Genomic DNA, 15,091 nt, shown 5'->3' on the forward strand with positions numbered 1-15,091 from the left:
TGTCAAAGCACACGGTGGTTTTCGAGGTCGGCCCAACGCACGGTCAGGCCGTGACCCGGCCGGTCGGCAGATAGCCGCAACAGCCCGTCGACCGGTGATGCCGCGCCCTCGAAGTAGCGCAGCGCAATCCGCGCGTGGTCGTGAAACCACTCAAGGTGCCGCAGGTTGGGCACGCACGCCGCGACATGGGCGTGCAGATAGGGCGCGCAGTGTGCGGAGATCTGCAGATGGTGCGCGGCGGCGACGGCGGCGACGCGCAGCCATTCGGTGATCCCGCCGCACCGCGTGGCGTCGGCCTGCAGGCAGTCGAGGGCCTCGCCGGCGCACATCCGCCGGAAGTAGGTGAGGTCGTATCCGTATTCACCCGCAGCCACGTCGGCATCGACGGCCTCCCGTACCGCACGTAGGCCGGCCAGGTCGTCGGAGGACACCGGTTCCTCGAACCAGGTCACGTGGCAGTCGGCGACGTCGCGCATCAACCGCACGGCCTGCTTGACCTGGTAGCCGCCATTGGCGTCCACATACAGCTCGCACTCCGGCCCGATCACGTGACGTGCCTGACGGATTCGGCTCATGTCCCGCGGAATCCGGTCACCCCACGACTCACCGATCTTGATCTTGACCCGGGGGATCGCCAGATTCTGTGTCCACTCGGTCAACTGGTCACGTAGCTGGTGTTCGGTGTAGGTGGTGAACCCCCCGCTGCCGTATACCGGCACGGCGTCGCGCACCGCTCCGATCAGCCGGTGCAGCGGCAACTCCAACAGTCGCGCCTTCAGGTCCCACAGGGCCACGTCGACCGCGGAGATCGCCTGTCCCGCCACGCCGCTGCGGCCCGCGTTGCGCACCGCCCGCACCATGGCGTCGAGGCTGCCGGCCACGTCGAACACATTGCGCCCCAGCACCTGCGGTGCCAGCAGATCGCGGATCAGCGGCACGGCCGCAGCGGGCCCGTAGGTCCACCCGGTACCCACCGTCGCGCCGCAGCGGACGGTGGCCACCACCAGCGTGGTGCTGTCCCAGCTCAGGGTGCCGTCGGCCTCGGGGGAGTCGGTGGGGATGGTGTAGGCGGCCGCGGTGACGTCGGTGACCGGCGCGGAGGGATCCTGCATGACGACCCCGCGTCACTTGCTGCGGTGCGGGACGAACTCCTGCGCCTTGGCCTTGATGCCCTCCTTGATGAAGCCCCAACTGTTCTCGTCACCCTCCAGTACCGCCGAAGCGGTCGACTTGAACTGTTCCCAGGTGGCGTGCGGCGGGATCGGCGGCAGGTTCGGATCGGTGTGCACATCCAGCATCGTGGGTTTCTGCGCCGCGAGCGCGTGACGCCACGCGTCGGCGAGTTCGTCGGGATCCTTCACCGTCATCGCCTCCAGTCCGAGGCTGGCGGCGAATGCTGCGTAGTCGACATCTGGAAGTGTTTGCGACTCGGTGAATTTCGGTGCGCCGCTCATGGCCCGCATCTCCCAGGTGACCTGGTTGAGGTCATTGTTGTGCAAGATGGCCACGATCAACCGGGGATCGGACCATTCGTGGTGATAGCGCTTGATGGTGATGAGTTCGGCCATCCCGTTCATCTGCATGGCGCCGTCACCGACGAACGCGATCGCCGGCCGGTCCGGGTGGGCGAACTTCGCCCCGATGGCGTACGGCACACCGGGGCCCATCGTGGCCAGGTTGCCCGACAGGGAGCCGCGCATGTCACCGCGGAACCGTAGTTGGCGTGCATACCAATTGGCCGATGACCCCGAGTCGGCGGTGACGATCGCGTTGTCGGGCAACATCGGGGACAACTCGGCGAACAGCCGCAGGGGATTGACCGGGTGGGCCCCGACCATGGCCTGCAGGTGCATCGTCTCCCACCATCGGGACACGTTCTTCTCGATGGTCTCGCGCCACGACCGGTCCGTCTTGCGCTCCAGGTGCGGAATCAGCGCCCGCAGTGCGGTTTTGGCATCCGCGACCAGGTTCACCTCGTACGGATAGCGCATGCCGATCATCTTGGCGTCGATGTCGATCTGCACCCCGCGGGCCTGGCCGTACTCCGGCATGAACTGCGAGTACGGGAAGCTCGAACCGACGGTGAGCACGGTGTCACAGTCGCGCATCATCTCGTAGCTGGGCCGGGTGCCCAACAGGCCGATGGAGCCGGTCACCCAGGGTAGCTCGTCGGACAGTACATCCTTGCCCAGCAACGCTTTTGCCGCGCCGGCACCGAGCAGCTCGGCAACCTCGGCCACCTCGTCGCGCGCGTCGCGAGCGCCGGTGCCGATCAACATCGCCACCTTCTTACCCGAGTTGAGCACTTCGGCCGCACGGGCGATGGCCGCGTCGTCGGGCGCGATGTCGGGCCAGTCGATCCCCAGGCTCGACGGCACCATCTTGAACTCGTGGGTGGGCGCGGTGTACGGCAGTTCCTGGACGTCGGCCGGGATGATCAGCGCGGTGGGCGCGCGCTCGGCCAGCGCGGTGCGAATGGCGCGGTCCAGGACGTTGGGCAGCTGTTCGGCCACGTTGACCGTCTCGACGTAGGCTCCGGCGACATCCTTGTACAGGTTCGCCAGGTCCACCTCCTGCTGGTAGGACCCGCCCATCGCGCTGCGGTTGGTCTGTCCGACGATCGCCACCACCGGGACGTGATCGAGCTTGGCGTCGTAGAGGCCGTTGAGCAGATGGATCGCTCCCGGGCCGGACGTGGCCATGCACACGCCGAACTTGCCGCTGAACTTTGCGTAGCCAACGGCTTCGAACGCGCTCATCTCCTCGTGCCGGGCCTGGATGAAGCGAGGACAGTCGTCGGCTCGCCCCCAGGCCGCCAGGATGGCGTTGATGCCGTCGCCGGGGAAGGCGAAGACATCGTGCACATCCCATTCCCGTAGGCGTTGCAACAGGTAATCGGCGACGTTTTGCTCAGCCATGGGTTCCTCCTCTGCGGTGGCGGACGATGCGGTCCGGGTACCCGCTTTCGTTGTTGGTATGCAATTGTTGTTGTCAAGCAATTAATTGACTCGGTCAACGGGTCTTCACGTGCTGTTCGTGGCCGCGGGCCGACGTCGTGGTGCGGTGACCGCTCAGGTGGCGGGCGGTGTTGATGAGGCCGACGAGGCTGAACGCTTGCGGGGTGTTGCCGATCTGGCGGTGCGCGACGGTGTCGTACTCCTCGCTGAGCAGCCCGACGTCATTGCGCAGTGTCAGCAGCCGCTCGAACAGCTCGGTCGCCTCGTCGGTGCGCCCGATGCCGGCCAGCGCGTCGGCCAGCCAGAAGCTGCAGGCCAGGAACACCCCCTCACCGCCGGGCAGCCCGTCGTCGGCCTTTTGCGGGTGATACCGCAGCACGAACCCGTCGTGACACAGCTCCTCGCGCACGGCTTCGACGGTGCCGATCACCCGCGGGTCGTCCCACGGCAGGAACCCGACCCGGCCGATCAGCAGCAGGGAGGCGTCCAGATCGGGCGCGCCGTAGGACTGGGTGAAGGTGTTGCGGTCGGCGTCATACCCGTGGGCACACACGTCGCGGTGGATCTCGTCGCGCAGTGCGCGCCACCGGTCCACCGGCCCGTCGAGTTTGTGGTTGACCACGGTGCGGACCGCGCGATCCACACCGGCCCACGCCATCACCTTGGAATGGACGAACTGTCGACGCGGGCCCCGCATCTCCCACAATGAGCTGTCGGCATCACGCCAGTGGCCTTCGAGGTAATCCAGCAGGGCACGCTGGACATCCCAGGCCGTGTCGTCGGCCTCCATGCCGGCCTCGCGGGCCAGGTGCAGCCCGTCGAGGATCTCACCCCACACGTCGAGCTGGAACTGCGCGGCCGCCGCGTTGCCCACCCGCACGGGCCGCGAATTCTCGTAACCGCCAAGCCAATCGAGGTTGAACTCGGGAAGCCGGCGCCGACCGTCGAGGCCGTACATGATCTGGAGGTCGGCCGGGTCGCCGGCGACCGCGCGCACCAGCCATTCCCGCCAGGCCTGCGCCTCCTCGACGAACCCCGTGCCCAGCAGGGCCTGCAGGGTGAACGTCGCGTCGCGCAGCCAGCAGTAGCGGTAATCCCAGTTGCGGGGGCCGCCGATCTGTTCGGGCAGTGAGCTGGTGGCCGCCGCGACGATGCCCCCGGTGGGCGCGTAGGTCAGCGCCTTGAGCAACAACAGCGAGCGCTGCACCTCCGACTGCCAGCGGCCGGTGTAGCTGCACCGCGACATCCACTGGGCCCAGTACCGGCCGGTTTTCTCCAGGGCCTCCTCGGCGTCGACCGGATCCGGCCTCGACAGATGCGACAGCTGATACGTCAGGACAAAGGGGATTCGCTGGCCGGCAGCGACCTCGAATTCGGCCACGGTGGCCATCTCCCGGCCGTGCATGCGCACCGGCGTGCGCAGCCACACCGCATCGGGTCCGGCGATCGCGGTCAGGTCTTCGCCCTGTCGTCGCACCCACGGGACGACGTGCCCGTAGTCGAACCGCAGTTTCAGGCTCATCTGCATCGGGACCCGACCACGCACCCCCTCGACGATGCGCACCACGTCAGCCGCGATGCCGCGCGGCGGCATGAAATCGATGAGCCGCACCGTCCCCTCGGCGGTGTCCCAGACGGTCTCGAGCACCAGTGAACTGTCCCGGTAGTGCCGGTGGGTGGCCGCCCCACCCGAGGCCGGTGCCAACAGCCAATTGCCGGCGTCGGTCTCGTGTTCGCCGTCGTCGACGAGCGCGGCAAAACATGCCGGCGAATCGAACCGGGGCAGGCACAACCAGTCGATCGAGCCGTAACGGCTGACGAGCGCGGCGGTCTGCAGATCACCCAACAGTGCATAGTCTTCGATCGGCGCCATGCTCACCTCCCCGCGGTGAGGTCGATGACGACCTTGACGTCGTCCGGACCGGCGTCGAACGCATCTGCGGCGCGCTCCAGGGGTACCCGGCGCGTGATGAGACTCGACAGCCAATCCACGTCGGCCTTGGCCAGCGCGGCAGCGGCCTGCTGGTAATGGCGTAGGTTAGCGTTCACCGAGCCGACGACGGCGTCGTTCTCCAACACGAGTTCGCGGTTCACGTCGCCGGCATCGATGCGTAGCATGCGTCCGACCGGTGACACCCCGGTGAGACACACGATGCCGTAGGACGCGGTGTTGGCGATCGCGCCGAAGACGACCGGGCCGGCGCCGGTGGCTTCGATCACCACATCGGGCTGCAGTTTGCCTGCGACATCGGCGATGTCGTCGTGGTGATAGGTGGCGCCCAGGGCCTTGACGATGCCGGGCTTGGGTCCATCGGTGTGGCGGTCCAGGACGTGGGTTTCCAGGCCCTGCTGGACGCCCAGCATGGCCGCCAGCAGCCCGATCGGTCCGGCGCCGGTGACCAGCACGCTCTTGGGTTCGAACCAGGCGCGCTCACCGACCCGGTGCACCTGCTCCCAGGCCTTGGCGACCACCGTCGTCGGCTCCATCAGCATGCCGACCGGCTCGAGGTGTGGGTCCAGGCGCACGGCGTAATCGGTTTCCACGCACCATTGCTGGCTTCCGTAACCGTCGATCTCCTTGATGCCGCGCTCGGTGTAGCGACCGTTGCGGCACATGTCGAATTCGCCGTGTGCGCAGGCCCCGCACGGCTCCGGGTCGGGGCGTCGCACCACACCGACCACCAGATCGCCGGTCTGAAATGAGCTGTCCCGCGGTGCGTGCGCCACCCGGCCCAGTGACTCGTGGCCGAGGATCAACCGGTCGCGGTGCGGCGGCGCCCACCCGTACTCGCCGCGGGCGATCTCTTTGTCGGTGCCGCACACACCGAGCGCCAGCCCGTCCACCAGCAGCTCGTCGTGTCCCGGCTTGGGATCGGGAACCTCGCACACCTGCAGTGAATCCGCATGCATGGGCGCAATCGTCAGCGCACGCATCTGTGCCACCACCCCTTCCAGCCGATGGGAAAGATTGTTGTGATGGGTGAATGGTTGCCCTGAAGCAACGAAATTAAACCGCCCTCGGAAATAGTTGCCTTTGAGCAACGATTACCGGCATGATCCACCTATGACGACGGTGACCGGCCGTGACGCCGAGAATGTTTCAGGTGCCCAGATCGACGCGGTGATGCGCGCGTCGCGTGCGTTGGTCGGTATCGCCGCGGCGTCGGTCGCCGAGGTGGACGATCTGGTGACCTTGCCGCAGCTGCGGGTGCTGATGATGATCGCCACCCGCGGGCCGCTGAATCTCGGCGCGGTGGCCGCGGGCCTGGATGCCGGGGCGCCGAACGCCAGCCGGATCTGTGACCGGCTGCTCAAGGCCGGGTTCCTGCACCGTCAGGATGATCCGAACGACCGCCGGTCGGTGACGCTGACGTTGACCACCGAAGGGCGGTCGATCGTCAACCGCGTGAACCGGCACCGGCGCAGTGCGGTGCGGAAAGTGCTGCGCGGCCTGTCGGTCGATGACCGCGAACGGGTGACCGCTGCGCTGGATGCCTTCGCCGAGGCGGCCGGGGAACCGTTCGAGCCCGAGACCCTGACCTTGGTCTAACCGCGGGTGACCTTTTCGGTTTCGCGGCGGCGGGCCTGCGCGCCGGGATCGGGGTTGGCCACCTGCACCAGCGAGGCGCCGACAGTGAACACCGCGAGCAGGTTCGTGACGAGCTCGTCGGGGGTGTCCCAGGAGGCCGAGGACAGCACCCGGTCTTTGTCCGTGAAACCCTGTGCGGCAGAGGCACTCTGGGCCGCACCGAGTACCTCGGCCACTGATCGCCCGGCCAGCGCCGGCCCGGGAGAGCGCTCGGGCACGATCTGATCGCCGTGCACCCGCACCGCCGTCGCATAGTCGGTGACCCCGATCGGTAGATCCTCGGCCGGTTTGCCGAACGGGTCCAGCGACAGCACCGCGACCTCACCGCCGGAGACCGCCTCGTCGGCCTCGTCGAGCCGGTCGGAGGTGCACAGGGCCACGTCGGCGGGATTGTCGGAACCGCCGCCCAGCACCACTTCGGCACCGATCCACCAGATCCCGAACAGCACCGCAGCGGTCTGCCAATGCGCGGGCAACAGCACCGCCACCCGGGTGCCGGGGCCGGCGCCCATCTCGTCGCGCAGCAGGTTGGCGGTCTTGGCGGCCCAGTTGGCCATCGTCACCGTCGACAGCTCGATCCGCTCACCGGTGGCGTCGTCGTAATAGGTGATCCGTGGCCCGGCGGGATCTGACGCCAGCAAGGGATCGAGGACGGCAGCGCTGACTGTGCTCATAACCTCTGGTTGTACTCGAAGCCGGTCAGTTCACGCACTTGGGATCGTCCGAACCCGCGGTGAGGATCGGCGACGGCGGTGGGGGCGGGCTCTGCTCACCGGTGTCGTCGGCGGCGGCCGGATCGACGATGCCGGCGGTCGGCTCCATGCCGTCGGAGCCCGGTCCGGTGTAATCCGCGGCCAGCACCACCCGCACCGCGCCGGCCGGCAGCGAGGAATCCTCGTTGACCGGCAATCCGCCCAGGTCCTTGGAGACCGCCTGAGCACCCAGATCATCGGACTTGGCGGCCAGTACCTGGCTGGACACCGGGGGCGCACCTTCGTGATTACCGGTGGCGCCGGGGACGAAGCCCTTGTTGGTCAGCACCTGAGACACCGCGGCGGCCAGGCCGTTGATGTCGGTGGCGTTGACCACCTCGACGGTCGTGTTTTCCGGTGAGTAGCTGAGTTGTTCGGTCTTGCCCTCGTCCTGGTCCTGCAGCAGGCTCGACACCCAGTCGTGGACCTCGACGGGATCGACCCGGACCACACTCTGCATCCCGTCGTCGCTCCAGCCGTCCTCCCGCAGGATCGGGATGGTGGCGAACGCGACGCTTCCGGCGGCCAGCTTCTGCAACTGCTCGACGAAATCCATGATGTCCCACCCGTCGGAGATCACCACGGACCGCTGCACGGCATCCTGCAGCCGTCCCAGTGTGGCGGGGCTCGACAGGGTCTTGCTGGAGATCACCTCGTGGGCCAGCGATGCCATTACTGACTGCTGGCGGGTCACCCGGTCGAGGTCACCGCGCGGCAGGTCGTGACGTTGCCGAACGAAGCTCAGCGCCTGCGGGCCGTTGAGCTTCTGCCAGCCGGCCGGGAAATCGGAACCCGAGAGGGGTTCGTACACAGCGTCTTTGAGGCAGACATTGACGCCGCCGAGCGCGTCGGTGATCAGCGCGAAGCCGAGCAGCCCGATCTCGGCGTAATGGTCCACCGTGACGCCGGTCAGGGCGGCCACGGTCTGGATCAGTTCCTCACGGGCGGCTTCGGTGGCCTGGGGCTCCGCGACGGCCGGATCTTCCCCCTCGACCTCGACGAGCTGCTTCATCCGGTCGAGCTTGACGTCCCCGAACACGCCGTTGATCTTCATCTTCCCCCAGCCCGGCGCCTCGACATAGGAGTCGCGGGGGATCGAGATGGCGGTGGCGGACTTCCCGTTGTTGGGGATGCGGACCAGGATGATGGTGTCGGTGTTGGTCGAGACGTCGTCACCGGCGCGCAGCGTCTCCAACTCCTCGGCCGACAGCGGATTGCCGTGGGCATCGGTGCGGCTGTCCATCCCGACCAGCAGGATGTCGATGGCACCGTCCTCACCACCGCCGCCGAGGGCCGCGGAGCTGATGTGGTTGATGCCGGATTCGAAGGAGCGGATCTGGGACCAGGCCACCCCGGTTCCGAGCACCACTGCCGACGCTGCGGCGACAGCGACAGTGCGAAGCAGGGGGATCGGCACGTGCCCAGGCTAACCGCGGGCCGGACGTGAGCCGGGTAACGCGGACCGGCGTGCCAGACTCAAACCCATGGCGCAACGGATTGTCATCACCGGGGCCGGCGGTATGGTCGGCAGCGTATTGGCTGATCAGGGACGTCGTCGAGGGCACGAGGTGCTGGCCTTGACCTCGAAAGAATGTGACATCACCGACCCCGACGCGCTGCGCCGCGTCGTCGAATCCGGCGACGTGGTGACCAACTGTGCGGCATACACACAGGTCGACGCCGCCGAGACGGACCAGGAGCGGGCCTACGCGGTCAACGCGACCGGTCCGGGCAACATCGCCGCGGCGTGCGCACGGGTCGGCGCCGGTTTGATCCACATCTCCACCGATTACGTGTTCGGTGCCTCAGCAGACCGTCGCACGCCCTACGAGATTGACGAGCAGACCGCACCGGTCAACGTCTACGGGCATTCCAAGCTGGCCGGGGAACAGGCGGTGCTGGCCGCCAAGCCTGACGCCCACGTGGTGCGCACGGCATGGGTGTACCGCGGTGGTGACGGGAAGGATTTCGTGGCCACCATGCGCCGGCTGGCGGCCGGCGACGGGCCGATCGAGGTCGTGGCCGATCAGATCGGGTCGCCGACCTACACCAACGACCTGGTGGAGGCATTGCTGCAGATCGTCGACGGCGATGTGCGGCCCGGCGTCCTGCACGCCGTCAACACCGGGCCGGCCAGCCGGTTCGAGCTGGCCCGGGAAACCTTCGCCGCCCTCGGTGCGGATCCGGAGCGGGTGCGACCGGTCGGCAGCGACCGACACCCGCGGCCCGCGCCCCGGCCCGCCTACACCGTCCTGTCCGAACACCGGTCTGCCGAGGCCGGCCTGACCCCGCTGCGCGATTGGCGGGAAGCGTTGTCGGCCGCCGTGGGAAACACAGCGGCTGGAAAAGAGCCAACCTCTGGACCGTTAACCTCTACGCCGTGACTGAGGATGCGGTCCGCCCGCTCGTGGTGGTGACGGTGACGTACTCGCCGGGCCCACACCTTGACCGTTTCCTGGCCTCGCTGTCGCTGGCCACCGACCAACCGGTGAAGGTCATCGTGGTCGACAACGGGTCCACCGACGGCGCACCCGAACGGGCGGAAAAGCGTTATCCCAACGTGCAGCTGCTCCGCACCGGACGCAACCTGGGTTACGGCAGCGCCGTCAACCGTGGCGCCGGGCTGATCTCCGACGGCGATTGCCCGGACTTTTTCGTCGTCGCCAACCCAGATGTGCAGTGGGGCCCCCGATCGATCGAATTGCTGCTCGACGCCGCGCAGCGTTGGCCGCAGGCCGGGGCGCTGGGGCCGTTGGTCCGCGATCCCGACGGTTCGGTCTACCCGTCGGCGCGTCATCAACCCAGCCTGGTCCGTGGCGGTATGCACGCCGTGGTCGGCCCGTTCTGGAAGTCCAACCCGTGGACGGCGGCCTACCGCCAGGACCGCCAAGAGCCCAGTGAACGTCAGGTGGGTTGGCTGTCGGGCTCGTGTCTGCTGATGCGTCGGGCGGCGTTCGACGCTGTGGGCGGGTTCGACGAGCGTTACTTCATGTATATGGAAGATGTCGACCTCGGTGACCGGATCGCCCGCGCCGGCTGGCAGAACGTCTACGTGCCGTCGGCCGAGGTGTTGCACCACAAGGGGCACTCCACCGGACGTGACCCGGCGCGCAACTTGGCCGCCCATCATCGCAGTACCTACACTTTCTTGGCTGATCGCTACCCGGCGCCGTGGCAGGCGCCGTTACGGTGGACAATTCGGGGCGCGCTGGTGGCACGTGCGGGCCTGGTGGTCGGTAGTTCACGACGGAAACAGGCGAAAGGGCGCTGACGTGATCAATCCTGCGGAAGTCGACGCGGTCGTCCTCGTCGGTGGACGAGGCACCAGGCTGCGGCCTTTGACGCTGTCGGCGCCCAAGCCGATGCTGCCGACGGCCGGTGTTCCGTTCCTGACCCACCTGTTGGCGCGGATCTCCGTGGCCGGGATCAAGCATGTGGTGATGGGCACCTCGTACAAGGCCGAGGTGTTCGAGGAGGCCTTCGGCGACGGCTCCGAACTGGGGCTCGAGATCGAGTACGTCACCGAGACCGAGGCGCTGGGCACCGGTGGCGCCATCGCCAACGTGGCGGACAAGCTGCGCTACGACACGGCCATGGTGTTCAACGGCGACGTGTTGTCCGCGGCCGATCTCGGCGCAGTGCTGGAGTCACACCACGCCCATCAGGCCGATGTCACGCTGCACCTGGTGCGGGTCAGCGACCCCCGGGCGTTCGGTTGTGTGCCCACCGACGCCGACGGATTTGTCACCGCGTTCCTGGAGAAGACCCAGGACCCGCCGACCGACCAGATCAACGCCGGTTGCTATGTGTTCAACCGCGAGGTGATCGATCAGATCCCCAGGGGCCGAGCCCTTTCGGTGGAGCGCGAGATCTTTCCCGAGGTGCTGTCGCGGGGACTGAAGATGTGCGGCTACGTCGACGCGTCCTACTGGCGGGACATGGGGACCCCGGACGATTTCGTGCGTGGCTCAGCCGATCTGGTGCGCGGTATCGCCCCGTCGCCGGCTCTCGACGGCCAGCGCGGTGAGTCTCTGGTGCACGAAGGGGCGGCGGTTGCCCCCGGCGCCCTGTTGATCGGCGGCACGGTCGTGGGCCGTGGCGCCGAGATCGGTGCCGGCGCCCGGTTGGACGGCGCGGTGATCTTCGACGGCGTGCGCGTCGAGGCCGGCGCGGTGATCGAACGTTCGATCATCGGTTTCGGCGCCCGCATCGGTCCGCGGGCGCTCATCCGCGACGGCGTGATCGGCGATGGTGCCGACATCGGGGCGCGCTGTGAGCTGTTGCGTGGGGCGCGGGTGTGGCCCGGGGTGGCCATTCCCGACGGTGGTATCCGGTATTCGACCGACGTCTGAGTTCTCGGGGTCTCGGCGCGCGAAACTACGCTTTGTGACGATCAATTGGCGGAAATGCGCCAGAAAGCGTCGTCTCGGCGTTGATAAAAGTGCGTTTGCCGTGGCTCGAATCCCCTTACGCTGTGATCGGCGAAAGGGAGGGGTTGCGCTCATGGGATCACGTAGCGGACGGAAAGTCAGCAGGCGCACTGCGGTGGCGCCGGTCATGGCGGCGCTGGTACTCGCAACGGTGTTCGGGGCGACGGCCCCAGAGGCGGGTGCCTGGCCGATCCCGCTGACCGGGGAGGACAACACGTACCTCAAGGCGACCCGCGGGGTGTTTCCCGGCGATGACGACCAGTTGCTGTCGGTGGGTCGGGAGATGTGCCGTCTGCTCTACACCGGGACGCCGTCGTCGGCGGTGATCGACCAGATGGCGGCCCAGTACGGTGCCAGTCCCGATCAGGCCGGGGTGGCGCTGCGGGCTGCCCGCCGGTCGTACTGCACGCAGGCGCCCCGGTAGCCGAATCGCGCCGACACTACGGGTTTTGCGGCGAATCGGCGGACAATGCGCCAGAACCCGTAGTTTGGGCGAGTTGGAGCAGCCCGAAGTCGGTGCCCTCGGGCAGGGCCTGCAGTGGCCACCACCGCAGGTCCAAAGACTCGTCACTGCAGGCGATCTCGGCGTCGGCCGGTGCGCGCACCACGAACTGCAGGTCGAGGTGGCGGGTCGGCACACCCAGCGAGCAGGTCACCGGATGCACGTGCAGTGCGGCCAGCTGGGGATCGATGCTCAACCCGGTGATGCCGGATTCCTCAGTGGCCTCGCGCAGTGCCGCTGCCCGGACATCGGCATCGGTCTCCTCGCAGTGCCCGCCGAGCTGCAGCCAGCGTCCGAACCGGGGATGCAGGGTCAGCAAGGTCTGCGTTCCGGTGTGGTCCACCACCAGTGCCGAGGCGGTGATGTGGCCGGGCACGCATGAGCGCAGGCAGGCATCGGGCCGGGCAGCCAGAAACGACAGCACGGCGTGGCGCAGCGTGTCCTGGCCCGGATCGGTTGTCTGCCAATGCGTCAGTACGTCGACGGCCGAGGCGTGCAGGCTCTCCGCGCTCACTTTCGCACCAGCAGGCCATCTGTGGACACCGGCTGCCGCGGCGGCTGGGGATCAGCGGCATGGCCGATCGCGATGGCGCCCAACGGTTCCCAGTCCGCAGGTAGGTCCAGCTCGGCGCGCACCAGGTCGCCGGCGAAGATCGTCGAGCCGATCCAGCAGCTGCCGACCTCGCGTACTGCCAGTGCCACCAGCAAGGCCTGAACCGCCGCCCCCACGGCGACGGTGAACATGGTGTGCTCGGCCTCGGTGCGGGCGGCGTCGGGATAGCTGTGTGCGCCGTCGGGGACGAGGAACGGGATGACGAGTTCCGGTGCGTCGTAGAGAATCTGACCGCGGCCCAGCCGTCGCTCCACGGACTCCGGATCCCGGCCGTCGCCGGTCAGGTCGGCCCGCCACTTGTCCTTCATGCGGTCGAGCAGCCGAATGCGGGTGGCGCGGTCCTGCACCCAGACGAAGCGCACCGGGCGGGTGTGATGCGGGGCGGGTGCGGTAAGTGCTTCGCCGACAGCAGCTTCGATCAGTGCGGGGTCGACGGGTTCGGTACTGAACGCGCGCACCGACCGCCGCAGCAGTTGAGCCTGGGTGCGCCCCAGCTGAATTGCCTCGGCCGTGCCCAACCAGAACAGATCCTCTTCGCCCGGGCGCAGCAGCGTGCGTGCGGTCGACCCGTCGTCGGGCAGGTCCAGCCCGCGCACCACGGCGACCGGGATCGCGGTGAGTTTGCCCTTCACCAGATCGGCCGCGGCGGCGATCTCGTCGGCCACCGCGACCTCGGTGACCATCAGCTCGTTGCCGTGCCGGTCGCGGGCACCCGCGTAACCGTGCAGCGCGGTGAGTCCGCAGGCGCCGATGGCGAAGTCCACTTGACCGTTGCGCCAGGCCCGGCCCATGGTGTCGGTGATCACGACGGCCACGGTGACGCCGAGCCGCTCACGCAGTCCCTCGCGCAGGGCGGCCGCGCTGCCGTCGGGATCGACCGGAAGCAGCGCCAACTCGGTGGAATCCACGTTGGAACCGTCCACGCCGGCGGCGGCCTGGACCAGGCCGATGGCGTTCTCGGTGATCAGGGTGCGGCCCTTGCGGGCCAGCACACGGACCGCCTCGGCGTCGATCAGCTTGCGTCGTAAGGTGTCCCGTTCCTCGGGATCCGACGGCGCCGTGACGATCCGGCCCTCGCACTTGCTGACGATCTTGCTGGTGACCACCAACACGTCTCCGTCGGCCAGCCACGGTGCCGCCCCGGCGAGCGCGGCGGCCAGATCGTCTCCGGGACGGAACTCGGGAAGTCCTGGCACCGGGATGATCTCGACCCGGTCGGCGGATCCGTGTTCGGGGTTCGCCGCGGTGGTCACCAGGCCACACCCGCGAGGTCCAGGCCCGCCCGCACCATCTCGGCGGTGGTCGCCGGATCGGTCATCAGCAGTGGCACTGCGGCCACCTTCACACCGGCGATGTCGGCCTGGTCACCTTCGTGTACCAGCCAACCGTCCAACAGTCCGGTGCCCGAGCGGGCCCCGAAGAACTCACCCACGCCCTGTGAGGAGGATTGGACGCCGATGATTCGCAGGCACTCATCTGCCATGCCGCGCAAAGGTTTTCCATCGATGATGGGGGAGTAGCCGATGACCGGTGCCGGAGTTGAGCGCAGGGCGGCGCGGATGCCGGGAATCTGCAGGATCGGGCCGATGCTCACGACGGGATTCGACGGTGCCAGCAACACCACGTCGGCCTCGGCAATGGCCTCGGTGACGCCTGGCGCGGCGGTTGCCTGTTCTGCGCCGACGAACGCGAAGCTGTGCGAGGGCACCTGGGCGCGGTAGCGCACCCACCACTCCTGGAAGTGGATCGCGCGCCGGGAATCGTCGTCGGGATCGGTGATCACCACGTGCGTCTCGCTGCGGTCGTCGGTCACCGGCAGCAACCGTGCTCCGGGCGACCAGCGCTTGCACAATGCCTCGGTGACCTGCGACAGGGGGTAGCCGGCGCGCAGCATCTGAGTGCGGACCAGGTGGGTCGCCAAGTCGCGGTCGCCCAGGCCGAACCAGTCGGGTTGCACGCCGTAGGCGGCCAGTTCTTCCTTGGCGTGCCAGGTTTCGTTGCGGTGACCCCAGCCTCGCTCAGGGTCGATGCCGCCGCCGAGGGTGTACATGCAGGTGTCGAGGTCCGGGCAGATCCGGACGCCGTGCATCCAGGCGTCGTCGCCCACGTTCACGATCGCGGTGAGTTCATGCTTGCTGTCGTTCCCGCCGAAAGCCCCGAGGCCCAACAGGTGCTGTACCCCCAGCAAAAAGCGGGCGCCTCCGACGCCGCCGACCAGAACGGTGATCTTCACAACGTCCGACCCTAA

Annotated in this window: 14 protein-coding genes; 5 read left to right on the forward strand and 9 right to left on the reverse strand. The window is 68.0% G+C overall.

Annotated features, from left to right (window positions below):
• Window positions 1-2 precede the first annotated feature (2 nt).
• From A5733_RS26100 to A5733_RS26115, 4 genes are all read right to left on the reverse strand, one after another.
• Window positions 3-1,112 (reverse strand): enolase C-terminal domain-like protein, encoded by a 1,110-nt coding sequence (locus A5733_RS26100; RefSeq protein ID WP_076242190.1) that lies wholly within the window; start codon window positions 1,110-1,112, stop codon window positions 3-5.
• A gap of 12 nt (window positions 1,113-1,124) precedes the next feature.
• The gene (locus A5733_RS26105; RefSeq protein ID WP_076242191.1) at window positions 1,125-2,918 is read right to left on the reverse strand and encodes a thiamine pyrophosphate-requiring protein; all 1,794 of its coding nucleotides are present in this window, start codon (window positions 2,916-2,918) and stop codon (window positions 1,125-1,127) included.
• Window positions 2,919-3,012: 94 nt separating this feature from the next.
• Complete coding sequence (locus A5733_RS26110) at window positions 3,013-4,830, reverse strand: glycoside hydrolase family 15 protein (RefSeq protein ID WP_076242192.1); 1,818 nt, start codon at window positions 4,828-4,830, stop codon at window positions 3,013-3,015.
• Window positions 4,831-4,832: 2 nt separating this feature from the next.
• On the reverse strand, window positions 4,833-5,891 hold the full coding sequence (locus A5733_RS26115) for a glucose 1-dehydrogenase (protein WP_076242223.1): 1,059 nt from the start codon (window positions 5,889-5,891) through the stop codon (window positions 4,833-4,835).
• 130 nt (window positions 5,892-6,021) lie between these two features.
• On the opposite strand from A5733_RS26115, the gene A5733_RS26120 reads away from it, so the two are divergent.
• Window positions 6,022-6,507 (forward strand): MarR family winged helix-turn-helix transcriptional regulator, encoded by a 486-nt coding sequence (locus A5733_RS26120; RefSeq protein ID WP_067770987.1) that lies wholly within the window; start codon window positions 6,022-6,024, stop codon window positions 6,505-6,507.
• On the opposite strand, the gene A5733_RS26125 is transcribed toward A5733_RS26120, so the two are convergent.
• Both A5733_RS26125 and A5733_RS26130 read right to left on the reverse strand, forming a co-directional pair.
• A complete protein-coding gene (locus A5733_RS26125) occupies window positions 6,504-7,220 on the reverse strand; it encodes a TIGR03089 family protein (protein ID WP_076242193.1) in 717 nt (238 codons plus the stop codon). The genes A5733_RS26120 and A5733_RS26125 overlap by 4 nt on opposite strands.
• Before the next feature lie 25 nt (window positions 7,221-7,245).
• Window positions 7,246-8,715 (reverse strand): LCP family protein, encoded by a 1,470-nt coding sequence (locus tag A5733_RS26130; protein ID WP_076242194.1) that lies wholly within the window; start codon window positions 8,713-8,715, stop codon window positions 7,246-7,248.
• 67 nt (window positions 8,716-8,782) lie between these two features.
• Here A5733_RS26130 and rfbD point away from each other — a divergent pair, with 67 nt between their 5' ends.
• The 4 genes from rfbD to A5733_RS26150 all read left to right on the forward strand — a co-directional run bounded on the left by rfbD (window position 8,783) and on the right by A5733_RS26150 (window position 12,152).
• On the forward strand, window positions 8,783-9,682 hold the full coding sequence (gene rfbD, locus A5733_RS26135) for a dTDP-4-dehydrorhamnose reductase (RefSeq protein WP_076242195.1): 900 nt from the start codon (window positions 8,783-8,785) through the stop codon (window positions 9,680-9,682).
• Window positions 9,679-10,569 (forward strand): glycosyltransferase family 2 protein, encoded by an 891-nt coding sequence (locus A5733_RS26140; protein ID WP_076242196.1) that lies wholly within the window; start codon window positions 9,679-9,681, stop codon window positions 10,567-10,569. The genes rfbD and A5733_RS26140 overlap by 4 nt, the downstream gene beginning before the upstream one ends.
• 1 nt (window position 10,570) lies before the next feature.
• Complete coding sequence (locus A5733_RS26145) at window positions 10,571-11,650, forward strand: sugar phosphate nucleotidyltransferase (RefSeq protein ID WP_067770977.1); 1,080 nt, start codon at window positions 10,571-10,573, stop codon at window positions 11,648-11,650.
• Between the two features lie 151 nt (window positions 11,651-11,801).
• Complete coding sequence (locus A5733_RS26150) at window positions 11,802-12,152, forward strand: DUF732 domain-containing protein (protein ID WP_076242197.1); 351 nt, start codon at window positions 11,802-11,804, stop codon at window positions 12,150-12,152.
• A gap of 16 nt (window positions 12,153-12,168) precedes the next feature.
• Here the strand turns inward: A5733_RS26150 and A5733_RS26155 are convergent, their stop codons facing one another.
• From A5733_RS26155 to cofD, 3 genes are read right to left on the reverse strand one after another with little or no spacing between them, the layout of a single operon-like run.
• Entirely contained in the window at window positions 12,169-12,744 is a 576-nt protein-coding gene (locus tag A5733_RS26155; protein WP_067770973.1) for an NUDIX hydrolase, read from the reverse strand.
• Window positions 12,741-14,096, reverse strand: a complete 1,356-nt coding sequence (locus A5733_RS26160) for a coenzyme F420-0:L-glutamate ligase (protein ID WP_076242198.1) — start codon at window positions 14,094-14,096, stop codon at window positions 12,741-12,743. The genes A5733_RS26155 and A5733_RS26160 overlap by 4 nt, the downstream gene beginning before the upstream one ends.
• Window positions 14,093-15,076 (reverse strand): 2-phospho-L-lactate transferase, encoded by a 984-nt coding sequence (gene cofD, locus A5733_RS26165; protein ID WP_076242199.1) that lies wholly within the window; start codon window positions 15,074-15,076, stop codon window positions 14,093-14,095. Before cofD ends, A5733_RS26160 begins: the two co-directional genes overlap by 4 nt.
• Between the last annotated feature and the right edge of the window lie 15 nt (window positions 15,077-15,091).

It is taken from the genome of Mycobacterium sp. NS-7484, from assembly GCF_001953975.1.
GTDB lineage: Bacteria > Actinomycetota > Actinomycetes > Mycobacteriales > Mycobacteriaceae > Mycobacterium.

Coding starts and splice junctions, on each gene's coding strand:
- A5733_RS26125 (WP_076242193.1), bottom strand. CDS start 7,220: ATGAGCACAGTCAGCGCTGCCGTCCTCGATCCCTTGCTGGCGTCAGAT.
- A5733_RS26150 (WP_076242197.1), top strand. CDS start 11,802: ATGGGATCACGTAGCGGACGGAAAGTCAGCAGGCGCACTGCGGTGGCG.
- A5733_RS26100 (WP_076242190.1), bottom strand. CDS start 1,112: ATGCAGGATCCCTCCGCGCCGGTCACCGACGTCACCGCGGCCGCCTAC.
- A5733_RS26110 (WP_076242192.1), bottom strand. CDS start 4,830: ATGGCGCCGATCGAAGACTATGCACTGTTGGGTGATCTGCAGACCGCC.
- rfbD (WP_076242195.1), top strand. CDS start 8,783: ATGGCGCAACGGATTGTCATCACCGGGGCCGGCGGTATGGTCGGCAGC.
- A5733_RS26105 (WP_076242191.1), bottom strand. CDS start 2,918: ATGGCTGAGCAAAACGTCGCCGATTACCTGTTGCAACGCCTACGGGAA.
- A5733_RS26115 (WP_076242223.1), bottom strand. CDS start 5,891: ATGCGTGCGCTGACGATTGCGCCCATGCATGCGGATTCACTGCAGGTG.
- A5733_RS26120 (WP_067770987.1), top strand. CDS start 6,022: ATGACGACGGTGACCGGCCGTGACGCCGAGAATGTTTCAGGTGCCCAG.